Here is an 18,051-nt window from a genome sequence, read left to right as displayed (position 1 = left end):
CGTAGGCCGGGTAAGCGTCAGCGCCACCCGGCAATAAAAAAACCGCCGAATTCGGCGGTTTTTTCGTTTCAACGCAACTTACAACGCTTTCAAAATCGCATCCACACTGGCTTTGGCATCGCCAAACAGCATGTGGGTGTTCTCTTTGAAGAACAGCGGGTTCTGCACCCCGGCATAACCAGTATTCATGGAGCGTTTAAACACAATAACGTTCTGCGCCTTCCACACTTCCAGAACCGGCATCCCGGCGATTGGGCTACGAGGATCGTCCTGCGCTGCCGGGTTAACGGTGTCGTTAGCGCCAATGACCAGCACGGTATCGGTGTCCGAGAAATCATCGTTGATCTCGTCCATCTCCAGCACGATATCGTAAGGCACTTTCGCTTCCGCCAGCAGCACGTTCATGTGGCCTGGCAGACGCCCTGCCACCGGGTGAATACCAAAGCGAACCTTGATGCCGCGCGCGCGCAGCTTCTCAGTGATCTCGGCAACCGGATACTGCGCCTGCGCCACTGCCATGCCGTAGCCCGGGGTAATGATGACCGAGTGCGAGTTTTTCAGCATCTCGGCGGTATCTTCCGCGCTGATCTCACGGTGCTCACCCACTTCTTCGTCAGCGCCGGTTGAAGAGCCGTCGGAACCAAAACCCCCGGCGATAACGCTGATGAACGAACGGTTCATCGCCTTACACATGATGTAAGACAGAATCGCACCCGAAGAACCTACCAGCGCACCGGTAACAATCAGCAGGTCGTTGCTCAGCATGAAACCCGCTGCCGCCGCTGCCCAACCGGAGTAGGAGTTCAGCATGGAGACCACCACTGGCATATCCGCACCACCAATGGAGGCCACCAGGTGCCAGCCAAACGCCAGCGCAATGATCGTCATCACCAGTAACGCCAGTACCTGCAGGCCCACGCTTTCGGTACGCACGAAGACCACCAGCAGCACAAACGAGACCACCAGCGCCGCCAGATTCAGCTTATGACGGTTTGGCAGCATCAGCGGTTTTGAGGAGATCTTCCCGCGCAGTTTGCCGAAGGCGACAATGGAGCCGGTGAAGGTGACCGCACCGATGAAGATACCGAGGAACACTTCCGTCAGGTGGATGTTCACCAGAATCGGTTCCAGACCCGGCGTGTGGTACAGGTAGCTGTTGAAGCCCACCAGCACCGCAGCCAGGCCCACGAAGCTGTGAAGAATCGCAACCAGCTCCGGCATCTCGGTCATTTCAACGCGTTTCGCCAGACGAATACCAATCGCCCCACCGATGATCATCGCCACCAGGATCCACGCCACGTTGCCGGTATCCGGCCCGAAGATGGTGGCAATCAGCGCAATCGCCATCCCGGCGATACCAAAGTTATTTCCCTGCTGAGACGTTTCGTGTTTGGAAAGCCCCGCCAGACTGAAAATAAACAGGATTGCAGCAACAATGTATGCGGCTGTCACTAATCCTCCAGACATATGCTACCCCTTAGCCTTTACGAAACATTTTCAGCATGCGCTGAGTCACGGTGAAACCACCGAAAATATTGATACTGGCGATCAGCACTGCGATAAAGCTCAGGAAGCTGATCCAGCCGCCGTGACCAATCTGCAGTAATGCCCCCACCACGATGATCCCGGAAATGGCGTTGGTCACCGACATCAGCGGCGTATGCAGCGCATGGGAGACGTTCCACACCACGTAGTACCCTACGACACAGGAGAGCGCGAAGACGGTAAAGTGGCCGAGGAACTCTTTCGGGGCAACGTCAGCCAGCCAGCCGAACAGAATAATCGCCAGCGCCATGAGCGCGTATTTGCGCCACGGTGACGCAGGTTTGGCAGGCTCTTTAGGCTCAGGCGCCGCTTTTGGCGCTGCCTGAGGCTGGGCCGAGACCTGAATCGGTGGCGCAGGCCAGGTGATTTCACCTTCACGGACCACGGTGACGCCGCGCACCACCACATCGTCAAAATCAATGGCGATGTTGCCGTCTTTCTCTTTACAGAGCAGCTTCAGCAGGTTGACGAGGTTAGTACCGTACAGCTGAGAAGACTGGGTTGGCAGGCGGCCTGGCAGGTCGGTATAACCGATCACCTTCACGCCGTTAGCGGTCGTGGTCACCTGATTCGGTACGGTATATTCACAGTTACCGCCGTTTTGCGCGGCCAGGTCGACAATGACGCTGCCCGGCTTCATGGAATCCACCATTTCACGGGTGATCAGCTTTGGTGCCGGTTTACCCGGAATCAGCGCGGTGGTAACAATAATATCGACATCTTTCGCCTGCGCGGCGAAGAGTGCCATTTCGGCTTTGATAAAGGCTTCGGACATCACCTTCGCGTAACCATCACCGCTCCCCGCTTCTTCCTTAAAGTCCAGCTCAAGGAATTCGGCGCCCATACTCTGGACCTGTTCCTTCACTTCAGGACGGGTGTCAAATGCGCGTACGATAGCGCCCAGACTGTTTGCCGCACCGATGGCGGCAAGACCCGCCACGCCCGCGCCAATCACCATGACTTTTGCCGGCGGGACTTTACCCGCAGCGGTGATTTGACCGGTAAAGAAGCGACCAAATTCGTGGGCGGCTTCCACAATAGCGCGGTAACCGGCAATGTTTGCCATGGAGCTTAAGGCATCCAGCGACTGCGCACGCGAAATACGCGGCACGGAGTCCATCGCCATCACCGTCACGCCACGGGCCGCCAGCTTCTCCATCAGTTCAGGATTTTGCGCAGGCCAGATAAAGCTCACCAGCGTCGTCCCTGGATTCAACAGTGCAATCTCACTCTCTTCCGGTGCGTTGACCTTCAGAATAACCGGCGACTGCCAGACGTCAGCACCGTCGACCACCTCCGCACCAGCCTGGATAAAAGCGTCGTCATCGAAACTCGCCAGTTTGCCTGCGCCGCTTTCAACCGCGACGGTAAAACCCAGTTTCAGCAGTTGCTCCACCGTTTTCGGTGTTGCCGCTACGCGGGTTTCATTGGCTAACCGTTCTTTTGGTACCCCAATACGCATAGTTTTCCCTTCCATCGGTTTTTGATGATGGTTTATCGATAAATGACCGCGGTTTGTATCAATTTTCGCCAACGCACGCGCGACGCGAGATGATTAACCCCGGAAAATAAAACAGTAACAAACTGTCTATAACCTACTGAAAATAGCGCCCGTGATCTACCGCCAGAAAACACTATTTCTTACTTTATCTGTGAAAAATAAGCGATCGGCGTCACTGACAGTGATATTTACCTTAAATTCTTCGCCGGAACCGATAAATCGCGCAAGCGAAGCGGTAAAAACATGATATAGCGCCATAAGAGAACAACTTATTAACATTAAATTAACTTGTAAAAGTCATAAGCTTTATCAGTTTTACTTGTCAAACGCCTGTTTTTTCAACATATCACTAAATGTTATCGAATTCGGTGATTCAGTGAGCACAGGCTGTGAAAAATGGCGCAGACAGCGACAGGTTTTAAATGCAATAATCGGGACCGTCTCAAATTAACAACAATACCAGTACATGGTTTGCGCAAGGCGAAGGATTATTTTTATGAAGCTTAAGAACACACTCCTGGCGTCCGCACTTCTTTGTGGGACCGCCCTGTCTGCGAATGCCGCAACAGAGTTAACGCCGGAGCAAGCGGCAGCGTTAAAACCTTTTGACCATACGGTCATTGTGGGTCGTTATAATTCTATTGGCGATGCCGTCGCCGCTGCATCAAAAGCCGCTGATAAAAACGGGGCGGCCTCGTTTTACGTTGTTGACCAGTCTGACTATGGCAACAGCGGTAACCAGCGTGTGACCATTGCGCTGTACAAAGACAATGCGCCAAAAGCTGACGCACCAAAAAACCGCGTGATCAACGGTGTCGTTGAGTTGCCGAAAGATCAGGCGATTGAGCTGGAACCTTACGACACGGTTACCGTTCAGGGCTTCTACCGCAGCCAGCCTGAAGTGAACGATGCCATCACCAAAGCCGCGAAAGCGAAAGGTGCATACTCTTTCTACATCGTGCGTCAGGTCGATGCCAACCAGGGCGGCAACCAGCGTATTACCGCATTCATCTATAAAGAAGATGCGAAAAAACGTGTTCTGCAAAGCCCGGATGCGATCCCGGCTGATTCAGAAGCGGGTCGCGCAGCGCTGGCGAAAGGCGGCGAAGAAGCGAAGAAAGTTGAAATCCCTGGCGTAGCAACCTCTGCTGCACCCAGTGCTGAAGTGGGCCGTTTCTTTGAAACGCAATCCACAAAAGGTGGCCGTTATTCCGTGACGCTGCCAGACGGCACCAAAATTGAAGAGCTGAACAAAGCCACTGCTGCGCAGATGGTGCCGTTCGACAGCATCAAGTTTACCGGCAACTACGGCAACATGACGGAAGTCTCTTATCAGGTCGCGAAGCGTGCGGCGAAGAAAGGGGCGAAGTACTACCATATCACCCGCCAGTGGCAGGAACGTGGTAACAACGTGACCATCAGCGCCGATCTGTACAAGTAACAAAACCATTTACGAAAGGCGGCGCAATGCCGCCTTTTTTGTTACTTTTTTTGAATTTCTGCCACACGTCATTGCATGCTTTCGTTACACTCCGTAAAATCCCGCGCCTTAGTGTGATCCACCATTTTTATGCGCCTGTGCGAAATAATTATTCTGGATTTGGACCTTTCATAACAGGAAGCCAATGGAAAAGAAACTTGGCCTGAGTGCTCTGACTGCACTCGTTTTAAGCTCGATGCTGGGTGCGGGCGTATTCAGTTTGCCGCAAAACATGGCGGCCGTCGCAAGCCCTGCCGCACTGCTCATTGGCTGGGGCATTACGGGCGTTGGAATAATGCTGCTGGCCTTCGCTATGCTGCTGCTCACCCGCATTCGCCCCGATCTGGACGGCGGGATTTTCACCTATGCCCGTGAAGGTTTCGGCGAGCTGATTGGCTTCTGTTCCGCGTGGGGATACTGGCTGTGTGCAGTTATCGCCAATGTCTCTTATCTGGTTATTGTCTTTTCGGCGCTCAGTTTCTTTACCGATACCCCAGCGCTACGCCTCTTTGGCGACGGCAATACCTGGCAGTCTATTGTCGGCGCCTCGGTGTTGCTGTGGTTCGTCCACTGGCTGGTGCTGCGTGGCGTACAAACCGCCGCCAGCATTAACCTGGTCGCGACCCTCGCGAAGCTGGTTCCGCTTGGCCTGTTTATCGTTTTGGCCTTTATCGCGTTTCGTCTCGACGTGTTTACGCTCGATTTCAGCGGCATGGCGCTTGGCGTCCCGGTCTGGGAGCAGGTGAAAAATACGATGCTGATCACCCTGTGGGTGTTTATCGGGGTTGAAGGCGCGGTCGTGGTGTCAGCCCGTGCCCGCAATAAACGTGACGTTGGCCGTGCCACGCTGCTGGCCGTGCTGGCGGCGCTGGGGGTGTATCTGCTGGTCACGCTGCTGTCGCTGGGCGTGGTGGCGCGTCCTGAGCTGGCCGAAATGCGTAATCCGTCAATGGCCGGACTGATGGTGAAAATGCTCGGTCCCTGGGGCGATGTGGTGATTGCTGCGGGCCTGATTATCTCCGTCTGCGGGGCTTACCTGAGCTGGACCATCATGGCGGCGGAAGTGCCATTCCTGGCCTCTACGCACAAAGCATTTCCTCGCCTGTTTGCGCGTCAGAACAAAAACAATGCGCCTGCCGCGTCACTGTGGCTGACCAACATCAGCGTTCAGGTCTGCCTTGTTCTGATCTGGCTCACAGGTTCAGACTATAACACCCTGTTGACCATCGCCTCGGAAATGATTCTGGTACCCTATTTCTTAGTGGGCGCCTATTTGTTAAAAATTGCCACACGCCCGGTGCATTATGTCGTGGGTGTCGGAGCCTGTATTTACGGCCTGTGGTTGTTGTATGCTTCCGGGCCTATGCATCTGCTGCTGTCGGTGGTGTTGTACGCGCCGGGGCTGCTGGTGTTTATCTACGCCCGCCACACGCATCAGCTGGAGAATGCGCTGAAACGCCGTGAAATGGCATTAATTGGACTGTTACTGGTTGCTGCCGTACCGGCAACCTGGATGTTGATGGGATAGCATCGCCTTTCCCATTGTTGAACTGCAAAGGAGAATACGATGGGAAATGCACAGCTTCGTCCAATACTGATCACCGGTGGAGGCCGTCGAATCGGCCTCGCCCTCGCCCATCATTTTCTTAACCTTCGCCAGCCGGTCATTGTCAGCTACCGTACCGAATATCCGTCAATTGAAGGACTGCGCAAAGCAGGAGCGGTCTGCATTCAGGCTGATTTTTCAACCGATGACGGCATTCTGGCCTTTGCGGAAAAGGTGAAATCCACCACCACGGCTCTGCGTGCGATTATCCATAACGCCAGCGCATGGCAGGCCGAAAAGTCCGGCACATCACTCAGCGCAACGCTCTCCGCCATGCTGCAAATCCACGTCAACGCGCCTTATCTGCTTAACCATGCGCTACAGGATCTGCTGCGCGGGCATGGACATGCTGCGGGCGATATCATTCACTTCACCGATTATGTGGTAGAGCGTGGAAGCGACAAGCACATCGCCTATGCGGCCAGTAAAGCCGCACTGGATAACATGACGCGCTCGTTTGCCCGTAAACTCGCCCCGGAAGTGAAGGTCAACGCCATCGCCCCGGCGATGATTTTGTTCAACGAAAACGATGATGCAGAGTACCGTCAGCAGGCGCTGAATAAGTCGCTCATGAAAATTGCGCCGGGCGAAAAAGAGGTGATCGACCTGGTGGATTACCTGCTCACCAGTTGCTATGTCACCGGCAGAACCTTTGCCGTGGACGGCGGCCGGCCGCTGCGCTAGTGAAAATATCGGAACCGGCGTTAATGTTGAAAGATTAATGGAAGGTTAAGGTTCCGCGGTGTATGTTGGCTTTTTTCACGAAAACAGACGTTGTATGAATAAGATTGTTTATGTTGAAGACGAACCCGAAGTCGGGCAACTGATTGCCGCCTATCTGGGTAAACATGATATGGACGTCATTGTTGAGCCTCGCGGCGATTGTGCCGAAGAGGTGGTGGTCCGTGAAAACCCCGATCTGGTGTTGCTGGATATCATGTTGCCAGGAAAGGACGGCATGACGCTCTGCCGTGACCTGCGCGCCCGCTGGGACGGCCCTATCGTACTTCTCACCTCTCTGGACAGCGATATGAACCATATTCTGTCGCTGGAGATGGGGGCCAATGACTACATTCTGAAAACCACACCGCCTGCCGTCCTGCTTGCCCGCCTGCGCCTCCATTTACGCCAGCACGCCAGCATCGAACGCGAAGCACCGGCGCCGTCTCTGACACCGCATAAAGCCATGCGGTTTGGTACGCTGTCGATTGATCCGATTAACCGTCAGGTGTTGCTGTCCGGGGAACTTATAGCCCTCTCTACCGCAGACTTTGACCTGCTGTGGGAGCTGGCAACCCATGCCGGGCAGATCATGGACCGTGACGCGCTGCTGAAAAACCTGCGGGGAGTAAGCTATGACGGAATGGACCGCAGCGTGGACGTTGCGATTTCGCGACTGCGCAAGAAACTGCAAGATAATGCCACCGAGCCCTACCGCATCAAAACCGTGCGTAACAAGGGCTACCTGTTTGCCCCCCACGCCTGGGAAACCTGATCGTCTTATCCGTACAAGATATTCTGCGCGAAATGAAGGCATTACACGACGTTCGCCTTTCTTTCGCGCGTTTATTCCCCCGTTTGCGCAACAATTAACTTGCTAAGCCCGCGAACTATTCCATAATTACCTTCTCATCTCTCTTCTCTTCAGCTCGCCCCGCACCGGCGACCGTTTTACTCATTTTCGCCGTGAAGCTTTCACGACATCTCTCCCATAAAATCTTGAAATGAGGATTTAAGACCATGAATTATGTATAGCTACAATCAGGTAGAAGCCATCAAAACCAATCTTGAGTGGATTGTGAATCAGGCTACCCTTAACCACGCCTCCCCCTCACGCACCGATCAAAAAGCGCTCTTTGACCTGCTGGAACTGATCCAGTCATATGAAATACTCCTGGATCTTATTCACGAATTCGGGACTGATGTGATTGATATGCACATTGCGGAAGGCCTGGCCATGACAGAAAAACTCATCGCCAAGGTAAAAAACAGCGCGAAAGCCATTTAACACGCTAGACAGACATGAAAAACCTGAAGGGTTTTCATGTATATTCTGCACATAGCGTTTTTGCGGTGAGATCCAATGAAAAAGCTGTTTGTGCAGTTTTATCTTTTACTGTTTGTCTGCTTCCTCGTGATGACCATGCTGGTCGGACTGGTTTATAAGTTTACCGCCGAACGTGCGGGCAGACAGTCGCTGGATGACCTGATGAAAAGCTCGCTCTATCTGATGCGCAGCGAGCTGAGAGAGATCCCGCCACACGACTGGGCGAAAACCCTGAAAGAGCTGGATCTGAATCTGTCGTTCGATTTACGCATCGAGCCGTTGAAAGATTTCGAACTCGATCCGCCCGCCATGCAGCGTCTGCGCGAGGGCGATATCGTCGCGCTGGATGAGAAATATACCTTTATCCAGCGTATTCCTCGCAGCCACTACGTGCTGGCCGTCGGGCCGGTGCCCTATCTCTATTATCTGCACCAGATGCGTCTGCTGGACATGGCGCTGATGGCCTTTATTGCCATTTCACTGGCGTTTCCGGTCTTTATCTGGATGCGCCCACACTGGCAGGACATGCTGAAACTCGAATCCGCCGCGCAGCGTTTTGGCGAGGGGCATTTTACCGAGCGTATCCACTTCGACAGCGGTTCCAGCTTTGAACGACTGGGCGTGGCCTTCAACCAGATGGCCGATAATATCAATGCCCTTATCGCCAGCAAGAAGCAATTGATTGACGGGATTGCGCACGAGCTGCGTACGCCGCTGGTTCGCCTGCGCTACCGTCTGGAGATGAGCGAGAATCTGACGGAATCAGAGTCTCAGGCGCTTAACCGCGATATTGGTCAGCTTGAAGCGCTGATTGAGGAGCTGCTTACTTACGCGCGCCTCGACCGCCCGCAGAACGAACTCAACCTCAGCACGCCGGACCTGCCTGACTGGCTGCAAACCCACATTGATGATGTCCAGAGCGTGAACCCGCAGCGCACGCTGCGCACGCGCGTCACGCCGGGTGATTACGGCGCGCTCGATATGCGCCTGATGGAACGCGTGCTGGACAATCTGATCAACAACGCCCTGCGCTACAGCGAAAGTACGCTCCAGATTGGCCTGGATGTGCAGGGCAATCTGGCCAGCCTGACGGTTGAGGATGACGGCCCGGGAATTGCCCCGGAAGCACGCGAAACCGTGTTTGAACCGTTTGTACGTTTAGACCCCAGCCGCGATCGCGCCACCGGTGGATGTGGTCTGGGGCTGGCGATTGTTTACTCTATCGCCCAGGCCATGGGCGGCACCGTGCATTGCGAGGAGAGCGAACTCGGCGGCGCGCGCTTCTGCTTTAGCTGGCCCGTGTACCATAACATCGCCCTTCCCGTTCCTGCCTGACCTAAACCGCACGCTGGCCTGACCCGGCGTGCTGTGCTATATGATAAGTATGTTGTAACTAATGAGAGTGTTTATGGCATCCTACGATCTCATCGAAAGGCTGAACAGCACCTTTCGCGAAATAGAACACGAGCTACTGATCCTGACAGAACGTTTGCAGGCCTGCCGTCTGCTGGCCGCGCGCGTCTTTACCCTGCCCGATGTGGCCAAAGGGGCCGAGCACGATCCGCTGGATACCATCGAGGTGAAACAGCACCTCGGTAACGCCGCCTGTGAGCTGGCGATGAAGCACTACCGCCATCTCTTTATCCAGCAGCAGTCAGAACAGCGCAGCAGTAAGGCGGCCGTGCGTCTGCCGGGTGTGATCTGCCTGCAAACCGATGCCCCAGCGCGTGAAGCGCTGGAAACCCAGATTGCCCACATCAACACCCTGAAAGCGACCTTTGAAAAAATCATCACCGAAGAGTCGGGCCTGGCCCCTGCCGCCCGGTTTGAGTGGGTGCACCGCCAGCTTCCGGGCCTGATAACCCTTAATGCCTACCGCACCCTGACGGTACTGCGTCACCCCGCCACGCTGCGTTTCGGCTGGGCGAATAAGCACATCATTAAGAATTTCACCCGGGATGAAATTCTGGCCCAGCTGGAAAAAAGTCTGAAGACGCCACGCACCGTCGCACCGTGGTCGCGCGAGCAGTGGATTGAGCGCCTGGAGCAGGAATATCACAGCATCGCGTCGCTACCGGCAAAGACGCGCCTCAAGATCAAGCGCCCGGTGAAAGTTCAGCCTATCGCCCGCGTCTGGTATTCCGGTCAGCAAAAACAGGTGCAGTATGCCTGCCCGACGCCTTTGATTGCGCTTTATGATGCCGATCAGGGTGCCATCGTGCCGGACATTGGTGAGCTGCTGAATTACGATGCTGAAAATGTCCAGCACCGTTACAGACCCCAGGCGCAACCGCTTCAGCTGATTATTCCGCGGTTGCACCTGTATGTGGCGGAATGATTATTTCAGACTGCCGACCATCGCTTCCGGGCGTACCCAGGCGTCAAATTCCGCCTCCGTCAGATAGCCCAGCGCCAGGGCGGAGGCTTTCAGCGTCAGCCCCTCCTTATGCGCTTTTTTGGCGATCTCGGCGGCCTTGTCGTAGCCGATATGGGTATTAAGTGCCGTCACCAGCATCAGAGACTCATTCAATAGCTGGCTGATGCGCTCGCGGTTTGGCTCAATGCCCACCGCGCAGTGCTCGTTAAAGCTCTCCATCCCATCCGCCAGCAGACGAATCGATTGCAGAACGTTGTGGATCACCATCGGGCGAAAGACGTTCAGCTCGAAGTTGCCGGATGCACCGCCCATGTTGACGGCCACGTCGTTGCCCATCACCTGACAGCAGAGCATGGTCATGGCTTCGCACTGGGTCGGGTTCACTTTACCCGGCATGATAGAACTGCCCGGCTCGTTTTCCGGAATGCTGATTTCACCAATGCCGCAGCGCGGGCCTGAGGCCAGCCAGCGCACGTCGTTGGCAATTTTCATCAGCGAGGCAGCCAGCCCTTTCAGGGCTCCGTGGGTGTGAACCAGCGCATCGCAGGTCGCCAGCGCTTCGAACTTATTGGGCGCCGTGACAAACGGCTGACCGGTAATGGCAGCAAGCTCCTTCGCCACGCGCACCGCGTACTCCGGATGGGTATTTAACCCGGTCCCCACCGCCGTGCCGCCGAGCGCCAGCTCCGACAGATGCGGCAGGCTGTTCTCAATATGCTTCAGATTGTGTTCCAGCATCGCCACCCAGCCGGAAATCTCCTGGCCGAGCGTCAGCGGCGTGGCGTCCTGCAGGTGCGTACGGCCAATTTTAACGATATCGCGGAAGGCCTGCGCCTTGTCATTAAGCGTGGACTTGAGGACGTTGAGCTGCGGGATAAGCTGTTCGCGAAGAGCAATCACCGCCGCCACGTGCATCGCCGTGGGGAAGACGTCATTAGAACTTTGGCTTTTGTTGACGTCATCGTTTGGATGAACCTTACGCTCCATGCCACGCACGCCGCCCAGCAGTTCACTGGCCCGGTTTGCCAGCACTTCGTTCATGTTCATATTGCTTTGCGTGCCGGAACCGGTCTGCCAGATGGCAAGGGGGAATTCGTCGGGGTGCTTGCCCGCCAGCACTTCGTCGGCGGCATTCATGATGGCGGTGGCTTTGTCGGCCGCCAGCAGGCCTAAATCCTGGTTAACTTTCGCGGCGGCCCGTTTGGTGAGAGCCAGCGCCTGAATCAGCGAGACGGGCATTTTCTCGGTCGAAATACGGAAATGCTCCAGCGAACGCTGGGTTTGCGCGCCCCATAGCTTGTCGGCCGGAACCTCAATGGTGCCCATAGAATCTTTCTCACGGCGTACCGTTGTCATTACTTTCTCCTTGATAACAAAAGAGGGATTGCTCACATGCTTAAGGGATAAGTATTGATGACTTCTGAGAAACGTTATGGCGCTTTGTGCGCTCTTTTTGGTGTCGGGTGGCGCTGACGCTTACCCGACCTACCAGACACGTAGGCCGGGTAAGGCATAGCCGCCACCCGGCAATTTACAGAATTACTTCACACAGGCCGAACACTGAGAGGACTGGATCTGTTTGAAGAAGTCGTTGCCTTTGTCATCCACGAGGATAAACGCCGGGAAGTCTTCCACTTCGATTTTCCAGATAGCTTCCATACCCAGTTCCGGGTATTCCACACACTCCAGACTCTTGATGCTGCCCTGCGCCAGCACCGCAGCCGGGCCACCGATGCTGCCGAGGTAGAAGCCGCCATGCTTGTGGCACGCGTCCGTCACCTGCTGACTACGGTTGCCTTTTGCCAGCATAATCATGCTGCCGCCGTTAGCCTGCAGCTGGTCAACGTACGAGTCCATACGCCCGGCCGTGGTGGGGCCTAACGAGCCAGAAGCATAGCCCTCAGGCGTTTTCGCCGGACCCGCGTAGTAGATCGGGTGATCTTTAATGTACTGAGGCAGCCCTTCGCCGTTGTCCAGACGCTCTTTCAGCTTCGCGTGTGCGATGTCGCGGCCCACGATAATGGTGCCGTTGAGGGAGAGACGGGTCGAGACCGGATACTGTGAAAGCTGCGCCAGGATCTCTTTCATCGGACGGTTCAGATCAACGCGAACCGCTTCGCCCTCACCCGCTTTACGCAGTTCTTCCGGGATGTATTTACCCGGGTTGTTTTCCAGTTTTTCGATCCACACGCCTTCACGGTTGATCTTCGCCTTGATGTTACGATCCGCGGAGCAGGAGACACCCATCCCGACCGGACAGGATGCACCGTGACGCGGCAGACGGATCACGCGCACGTCGTGGGCGAAGTATTTACCGCCAAACTGCGCACCGAGGCCCAGATTGCGCGCCTCTTCCAGCAGCTCCTGTTCAAGCTGAACGTCGCGGAACGCCTGGCCGTGCTCGTTACCTTCTGTCGGCAGGCCGTCATAGTATTTGGTCGAGGCCAGCTTCACGGTTTTCAGCGTGCTTTCGGCCGACGTACCGCCAATCACAAACGCGATATGGTACGGCGGGCACGCCGCGGTGCCGAGGGTGCGCATTTTTTCCACCAGATAATTCTTCAGCTTGCCCGGGGTGAGCAGCGCTTTGGTTTCCTGGTAGAGATAGGTCTTGTTAGCTGAACCGCCGCCTTTGGCGATACAGAGGAATTTGTACTCGTCGCCGTCCACGCTGTAGAGGTCAATCTGTGCAGGCAGGTTGGTGCCGGTGTTGACCTCTTTGTACATGTCCAGCGGCGCGTTCTGCGAATAGCGCAGGTTGTCTTCGGTGTAGGTGTTGTAAACGCCGTGCGCCAGCGCCGCCTCATCGCCGCCGCCGGTCCAGACGCGCTGGCCTTTTTTCCCAACGATGATTGCCGTGCCGGTGTCCTGGCAGGTTGGCAGAATGCCTTTCGCCGCGATATCGGAGTTACGCAGGAACTGCAGGGCAACGTATTTATCGTTTTCGCTGGCCTCCGGATCGCTCAGGATATCGGCCACCTGCTGCTGGTGGGCAGGACGGAGCATAAACGAGGCGTCGTGAAAAGCCTGCTGCGCCAGCAGCGTCAGCGCCTGCGGATCGACCTTCAGGATCTCTTGTCCTTCAAACTCAGAGACAGAGACGTGATCGCGGGTTAACAGATAGTATTCGGTCTGATCCTTACTCAGCGGGAAAGGATCCTGATAATGGAAGGGTTTGTTCGACATTGTTCTCTCACTTACTGCTTCAGTCTGATTATTTGGGCAGATGTTCCGCTGCCCGCTTAAAAGCGAGTCAGCTTATCCTACACAATTTTTTAACAAAAACTGAGACTAGTACGACTTTTTACATCCACAGGTTACTTCCCGGTGGTTTATTGCTTTAATACCCGAAGTTTATTCCACATTTGAATCAGGGCTTGATAATGCAAAAACTCATCAACTCAGTGCAAAACTACGCCTGGGGAAGTAAAACTGCGTTAACGGATCTCTACGGTATCGCGAACCCAAACAACCTGCCGATGGCAGAACTGTGGATGGGTGCGCACCCGAAGAGCAGCTCAAAAATTGAAGACACCAGCGGTCAGGTGCACAGCCTGCGTGACGTCATTGATGCCGATAAAGCCGCGCTGCTGGGCGACAAGGTGGCTCAGCGCTTTGGCGAACTGCCGTTCCTGTTTAAAGTGCTGTGCGCCGACCAGCCGCTCTCCATCCAGGTCCACCCGAACAAGAAAGCCTCTGAAATCGGCTTTGCGAAAGAGAATGCGGCCGGTATTCCGTTAGACGCTGCCGAGCGTAACTACAAAGATCCAAACCATAAGCCGGAGCTGGTGTTCGCGCTGACCCCGTTCCTGGCGATGAACGCCTTCCGCGAGTTTTCAGAGATTATCTCCCTGCTGCAACCGGTCGCTGGTGCCAATAACGCGATCGCCCACTTCCTCGAAAACCCCAATGCTGAAGGCCTGAGCCAGCTGTTTGCCAGCCTGCTTAACATGCAGGGTGACGAGAAATCCCACGCGCTGGCGGTGCTGAAAGCAGCCCTGACCACACAGCAAGGTGAACCGTGGGACACCATTCGCCTGATTTCCGAGTTCTACCCGGACGACAGCGGCCTGTTCTCTCCTCTGCTGCTGAACGTGGTCAAGCTGAACCCGGGCGAAGCAATGTTCCTGTTCGCGGAAACCCCGCACGCCTACCTGCAGGGCGTGGCGCTGGAAGTGATGGCCAACTCCGACAACGTGCTGCGCGCGGGCCTGACGCCGAAATACATCGACATCCCTGAACTGGTTGCTAACGTGAAGTTCGTGGCGAAACCTGCCGCAGAGCTGCTGACTCAGCCAGTGAAAAAGGGTGCAGAGCTGGACTTCCCGATCCCGGTTGAGGATTTTGCTTTCTCGCTGCATGACCTGAGCCAGACAGAAACGACCATCGCGCAGGAGAGCGCGGCGATCCTTTTCTGCGTGGAGGGCGAAGCTACTCTGCATAAAAATAGCGAGCGTCTGGTGCTGAAACCGGGTGAATCGGCGTTTGTTGCGGCGAATGAGTCTCCGGTAAGCGTAAGTGGCACCGGTCGTCTGGCGCGTGTTTTTAATAAGCTATAGGCACTTACTGAATTTTTTAACAACTCTTGCTAAGCTAGTGGCAGGCTTTATATCTCCGGGCGGTTTCAACCGCCTGGTTTCATTTTAGGGATAGTCGCAATGAAAAAATCGGTCGTAGCGGTTGGAGTGATTGTAGCGTTAGGCGTGGTCTGGACGGGTGCCTCCTGGTATACCGGGAAACAGCTGGAAAGCCGTCTGGCTGAGATGGTGGCGCAGGCTAACAGCGAAATTAAGGGCAGCGCACCGGAAGCGGGCGTAGAGCTGAGCTACCAGAATTATCAGCGCGGTGTGTTCAGCAGCCATATGCAGCTGGTGGTGAAGCCGGTTGCCGGTAATGAAAACGGCTGGCTGAAGCCGGGTCAGAGCGTGGTGCTGAATGAAGTGGTGAGCCACGGTCCATTCCCGCTGGCGCAGTTAAAGTCGTTTAACCTGATCCCGTCGATGGCGTCCGTTCACACTGTTCTGGTGAACAACGACCTGACCAAACCGCTGTTTGATCTGGCGAAGAATGAATCACCTTTCGATATTAACACCCGCATTAGCTACTCCGGTGATACCCGTTCTGATATCACGCTTAAAGCGCTGAACTACGAGAAAGAGAATGAGAAAGTTGCCTTTAGCGGCGGCAATTTCCAGGTTGATACTGACCGCGACGGGAACGTGTTATCTCTGACGGGGGAAGCGGAAAGTGGCCTGGTCGATGCCGTAAACGAATATAACCAAAAAGTTCAGCTCACCTTTAACAATCTGAAAGCCGACGGCAACAGCCGAATGACCGACTTTAAAGAGCGCATCGGCGATCAGAAACTGTCTGTCGACAAGATTGCGATTGCCATTGAAGGTAAAGAGATGGCCGTGCTGGAAGGCATGAACATCGACGGCAAATCCGACGTGTCTAAAGACGGCAAAAACATCAACACCCAGCTGGATTACACGCTGAAGAGCCTGAAAGTCCAGAATCAGGATCTGGGCACCGGCAAGTTTTCGCTGAAAATCGGCAATATCGACGGGCAGGCGTGGCACGAGTTTAGCCAGAAATACAGCAAAGAGAGCCAGGCGCTGCTGACCGATGCCGCGCTGCAGCAGAACCCGGAGGTGTACCAGCAGCAGGCTATGGCGGTACTGTTCAACAACCTGCCAATCCTGCTGAAAGGCGAGCCGGTGGTCACCGTTGCGCCGCTGAGCTGGAAAAACAGCAAAGGCGAAACCAGCTTCAACCTGTCTCTGTTCCTGAAAGATCCGGCAACCGCCACGGGCGAACCTCAGACGCTGGCACAGGAAGTGGATCGCAGCGTGAAGTCCCTCGACAGCAAGCTGACTATCCCGATGGATATGGCCACCGAGTTTATGACCCAGATTGCGAAGCTGGAAGGCTACGGCGATGAAGACGCTGGCAAGCTGGCGAATCAGCAGGTGAAAGGTCTGGCGGCAATGGGCCAGATGTTCCGCATCACGAAGGTGGATAACAACACCATCTCCACCAGCCTGCAGTATGCCAACGGTCAGGTGACGCTCAACGGCGACAAAATGCCGCTGGATGACTTTGTCGGCATGTTTGGTATGCCTGCTCTGGGCGCGCCGGAACCGGCTGAACCCGCAGCGCCAGCCGAGCCAGCAGCGCCGCAGCAGTAAACGTCAAAACCCCTCATGCGAGGGGTTTTTTATTGCCGGGTGGCGCTGACGCTTACCCGGCCTACGATTCCGGGCCGTTGTAGGCCCGTGCAAGCGCAGCGCCGCCGGGCAATGTGCCGAGGTGTCTATTTCACCGTCACTAACCGCGCCGCCACAATCTGGTGCCCGGCCTGGACATCCGTATTGTCGATGCGCTGCATGATCCTGTCCGCCAGGGTGTAGCCCATCTCCCGCGCTGGGGTCGTGGCCCAGACGATCGGCAGATCGTCGAGCGCGTTTTCACCGACGTCGGCGAACGCCCCCAGCGCCACCTGATGGCCGAAGAACGTTTCCACTCCGCCCTCGCCGCTCTGACGCCCGGCGCGGATCAGGCCAAACCAGGCGCCCATGGCAATCACGTCGTTATAGCAAATCACGGCGCTGATCGTCGGGCTGCTGCGCAGCAGTGCACCTATCGCTTCTGCCGCTTTCTTCTGGCTGGATTCACACTCCACCACCCATTCGCTGTGGAACGGCAGGCCATACTTGATCAGCGTTGCGCAGTAGCCGCCTACCCGCTCAGCCCGCGTCAGGGAAGAGCTTTTGCCCCCCAGCCAGGCAATGCGCTGGTGCCCGCGGAGAATCAGATGCTCGGTCAACATTTGCGCGGCCTGCATGTTATCCGGGCGCAGCGTGTCGGCCTCGTCGAGATAGCTGGCGCGGGAGGCAAACACCAGCGGCACGCCTTTTTCGGCGGCACGCTCGCACAACTCGCTGCCCACGCCCGACGCGCCGGCGACGATCACCCCGTCCACCCCCTGGGTCAGCAGCATATCGAGACGGGAGAGAAGCTGATCGGCCTCGCGTCCGCCATGTAGCAAAAAGACCATTCGCCCCTGCGCTTCAAGGGCTTCCGTTAGCCCTGCGGTCAGCTCCGCATAGAACGGTGACGTCAGGTCGCGGACAATCAGGCCAATCACCCCGCTCTGCCCGCCGCGCAGCGCCGATGCCTGGCGGTTACGCACAAAGCCCAGTTGCTCAACCGCCTCGTTAACCCGCTGGCCGGTTGCGGGTGAGATACGTCCTTTTCCGCTCAGCACCAGCGAAACGGTGCTGACGGAAACCCCCGCCGCCAGCGCGACATCATTAATGGTGATTTTTTTCGCTACAGCCATATGTCGGCGTGACTCCCTGAAATGAGATCGGTAAAACGTTTTATCAACACGTTATCTTTATACTACCAGTCAAAGCCTGAGAATGTGATACAGAGCGCACTAAAGTTTGATAAAACGTTTTATCTTCTCGCAGCATTGAAGCAGGCAAAC

General features: G+C 55.7%; 14 protein-coding genes. 9 read left to right on the top strand and 5 right to left on the bottom strand.

Annotated features, from left to right (window positions below):
* Window positions 1–78: 78 nt before the first annotated feature.
* Both pntB and pntA read right to left on the bottom strand, forming a co-directional pair.
* Window positions 79–1,467 carry a Re/Si-specific NAD(P)(+) transhydrogenase subunit beta gene (pntB, locus tag GM298_RS14105; protein ID WP_025758569.1) on the bottom strand — a complete coding sequence of 463 codons (1,389 nt, stop codon included), beginning with the start codon at window positions 1,465–1,467 and terminating at the stop codon, window positions 79–81.
* Between the two features lie 10 nt (window positions 1,468–1,477).
* The gene (gene pntA / locus GM298_RS14100; protein WP_045284906.1) at window positions 1,478–3,007 is read right to left on the bottom strand and encodes a Re/Si-specific NAD(P)(+) transhydrogenase subunit alpha; all 1,530 of its coding nucleotides are present in this window, start codon (window positions 3,005–3,007) and stop codon (window positions 1,478–1,480) included.
* Window positions 3,008–3,542: 535 nt separating this feature from the next.
* On the opposite strand from pntA, the gene ydgH reads away from it, so the two are divergent.
* From ydgH to tus, 7 genes are all read left to right on the top strand, one after another.
* Window positions 3,543–4,487 (top strand): DUF1471 family protein YdgH, encoded by a 945-nt coding sequence (gene ydgH, locus GM298_RS14095; RefSeq protein ID WP_025758566.1) that lies wholly within the window; start codon window positions 3,543–3,545, stop codon window positions 4,485–4,487.
* 184 nt (window positions 4,488–4,671) lie between these two features.
* Window positions 4,672–6,054 (top strand): amino acid permease, encoded by a 1,383-nt coding sequence (locus GM298_RS14090; protein WP_025758565.1) that lies wholly within the window; start codon window positions 4,672–4,674, stop codon window positions 6,052–6,054.
* Between the two features lie 39 nt (window positions 6,055–6,093).
* Entirely contained in the window at window positions 6,094–6,816 is a 723-nt protein-coding gene (gene folM / locus GM298_RS14085) for a dihydromonapterin reductase (protein ID WP_259564698.1), read from the top strand.
* A gap of 94 nt (window positions 6,817–6,910) precedes the next feature.
* Window positions 6,911–7,627 (top strand): two-component system response regulator RstA, encoded by a 717-nt coding sequence (rstA, locus tag GM298_RS14080; protein ID WP_025758561.1) that lies wholly within the window; start codon window positions 6,911–6,913, stop codon window positions 7,625–7,627.
* 252 nt (window positions 7,628–7,879) lie between these two features.
* The gene (locus GM298_RS14075) at window positions 7,880–8,140 is read left to right on the top strand and encodes a hypothetical protein (RefSeq protein ID WP_045284909.1); all 261 of its coding nucleotides are present in this window, start codon (window positions 7,880–7,882) and stop codon (window positions 8,138–8,140) included.
* A gap of 75 nt (window positions 8,141–8,215) precedes the next feature.
* Window positions 8,216–9,514, top strand: coding sequence for a two-component system sensor histidine kinase RstB (gene rstB, locus GM298_RS14070; protein ID WP_025758378.1), 1,299 nt, complete (start codon window positions 8,216–8,218; stop codon window positions 9,512–9,514).
* A 73-nt stretch (window positions 9,515–9,587) separates the two neighbouring features.
* Window positions 9,588–10,517 (top strand): DNA replication terminus site-binding protein, encoded by a 930-nt coding sequence (gene tus / locus GM298_RS14065; protein ID WP_266154300.1) that lies wholly within the window; start codon window positions 9,588–9,590, stop codon window positions 10,515–10,517.
* Here tus and fumC read toward each other — a convergent pair whose 3' ends face one another.
* Window positions 10,518–11,912: a class II fumarate hydratase gene (gene fumC, locus GM298_RS14060; RefSeq protein ID WP_266154299.1), complete on the bottom strand. Its 1,395-nt coding sequence runs from the start codon at window positions 11,910–11,912 to the stop codon at window positions 10,518–10,520.
* A 183-nt stretch (window positions 11,913–12,095) separates the two neighbouring features.
* Window positions 12,096–13,742, bottom strand: coding sequence for a class I fumarate hydratase FumA (fumA, locus tag GM298_RS14055; protein WP_025758374.1), 1,647 nt, complete (start codon window positions 13,740–13,742; stop codon window positions 12,096–12,098).
* Window positions 13,743–13,939: 197 nt separating this feature from the next.
* On the opposite strand from fumA, the gene manA reads away from it, so the two are divergent.
* Window positions 13,940–15,115 carry a mannose-6-phosphate isomerase gene (manA, locus tag GM298_RS14050; protein ID WP_266154297.1) on the top strand — a complete coding sequence of 392 codons (1,176 nt, stop codon included), beginning with the start codon at window positions 13,940–13,942 and terminating at the stop codon, window positions 15,113–15,115.
* 99 nt (window positions 15,116–15,214) lie between these two features.
* Window positions 15,215–16,747, top strand: a complete 1,533-nt coding sequence (locus GM298_RS14045) for a YdgA family protein (RefSeq protein WP_266154296.1) — start codon at window positions 15,215–15,217, stop codon at window positions 16,745–16,747.
* A gap of 125 nt (window positions 16,748–16,872) precedes the next feature.
* On the opposite strand, the gene GM298_RS14040 is transcribed toward GM298_RS14045, so the two are convergent.
* On the bottom strand, window positions 16,873–17,901 hold the full coding sequence (locus GM298_RS14040; RefSeq protein WP_266154295.1) for a Mal regulon transcriptional regulator MalI: 1,029 nt from the start codon (window positions 17,899–17,901) through the stop codon (window positions 16,873–16,875).
* Between the last annotated feature and the right edge of the window lie 150 nt (window positions 17,902–18,051).

The sequence above is a fragment of the Enterobacter sp. HSTU-ASh6 genome, from assembly GCF_026319105.1.
Taxonomy (GTDB): domain Bacteria; phylum Pseudomonadota; class Gammaproteobacteria; order Enterobacterales; family Enterobacteriaceae; genus Enterobacter; species Enterobacter sichuanensis.
Note: the sequence above shows the minus strand (reverse complement) of the source record. Positions and strands in the feature narration are given on the sequence as shown.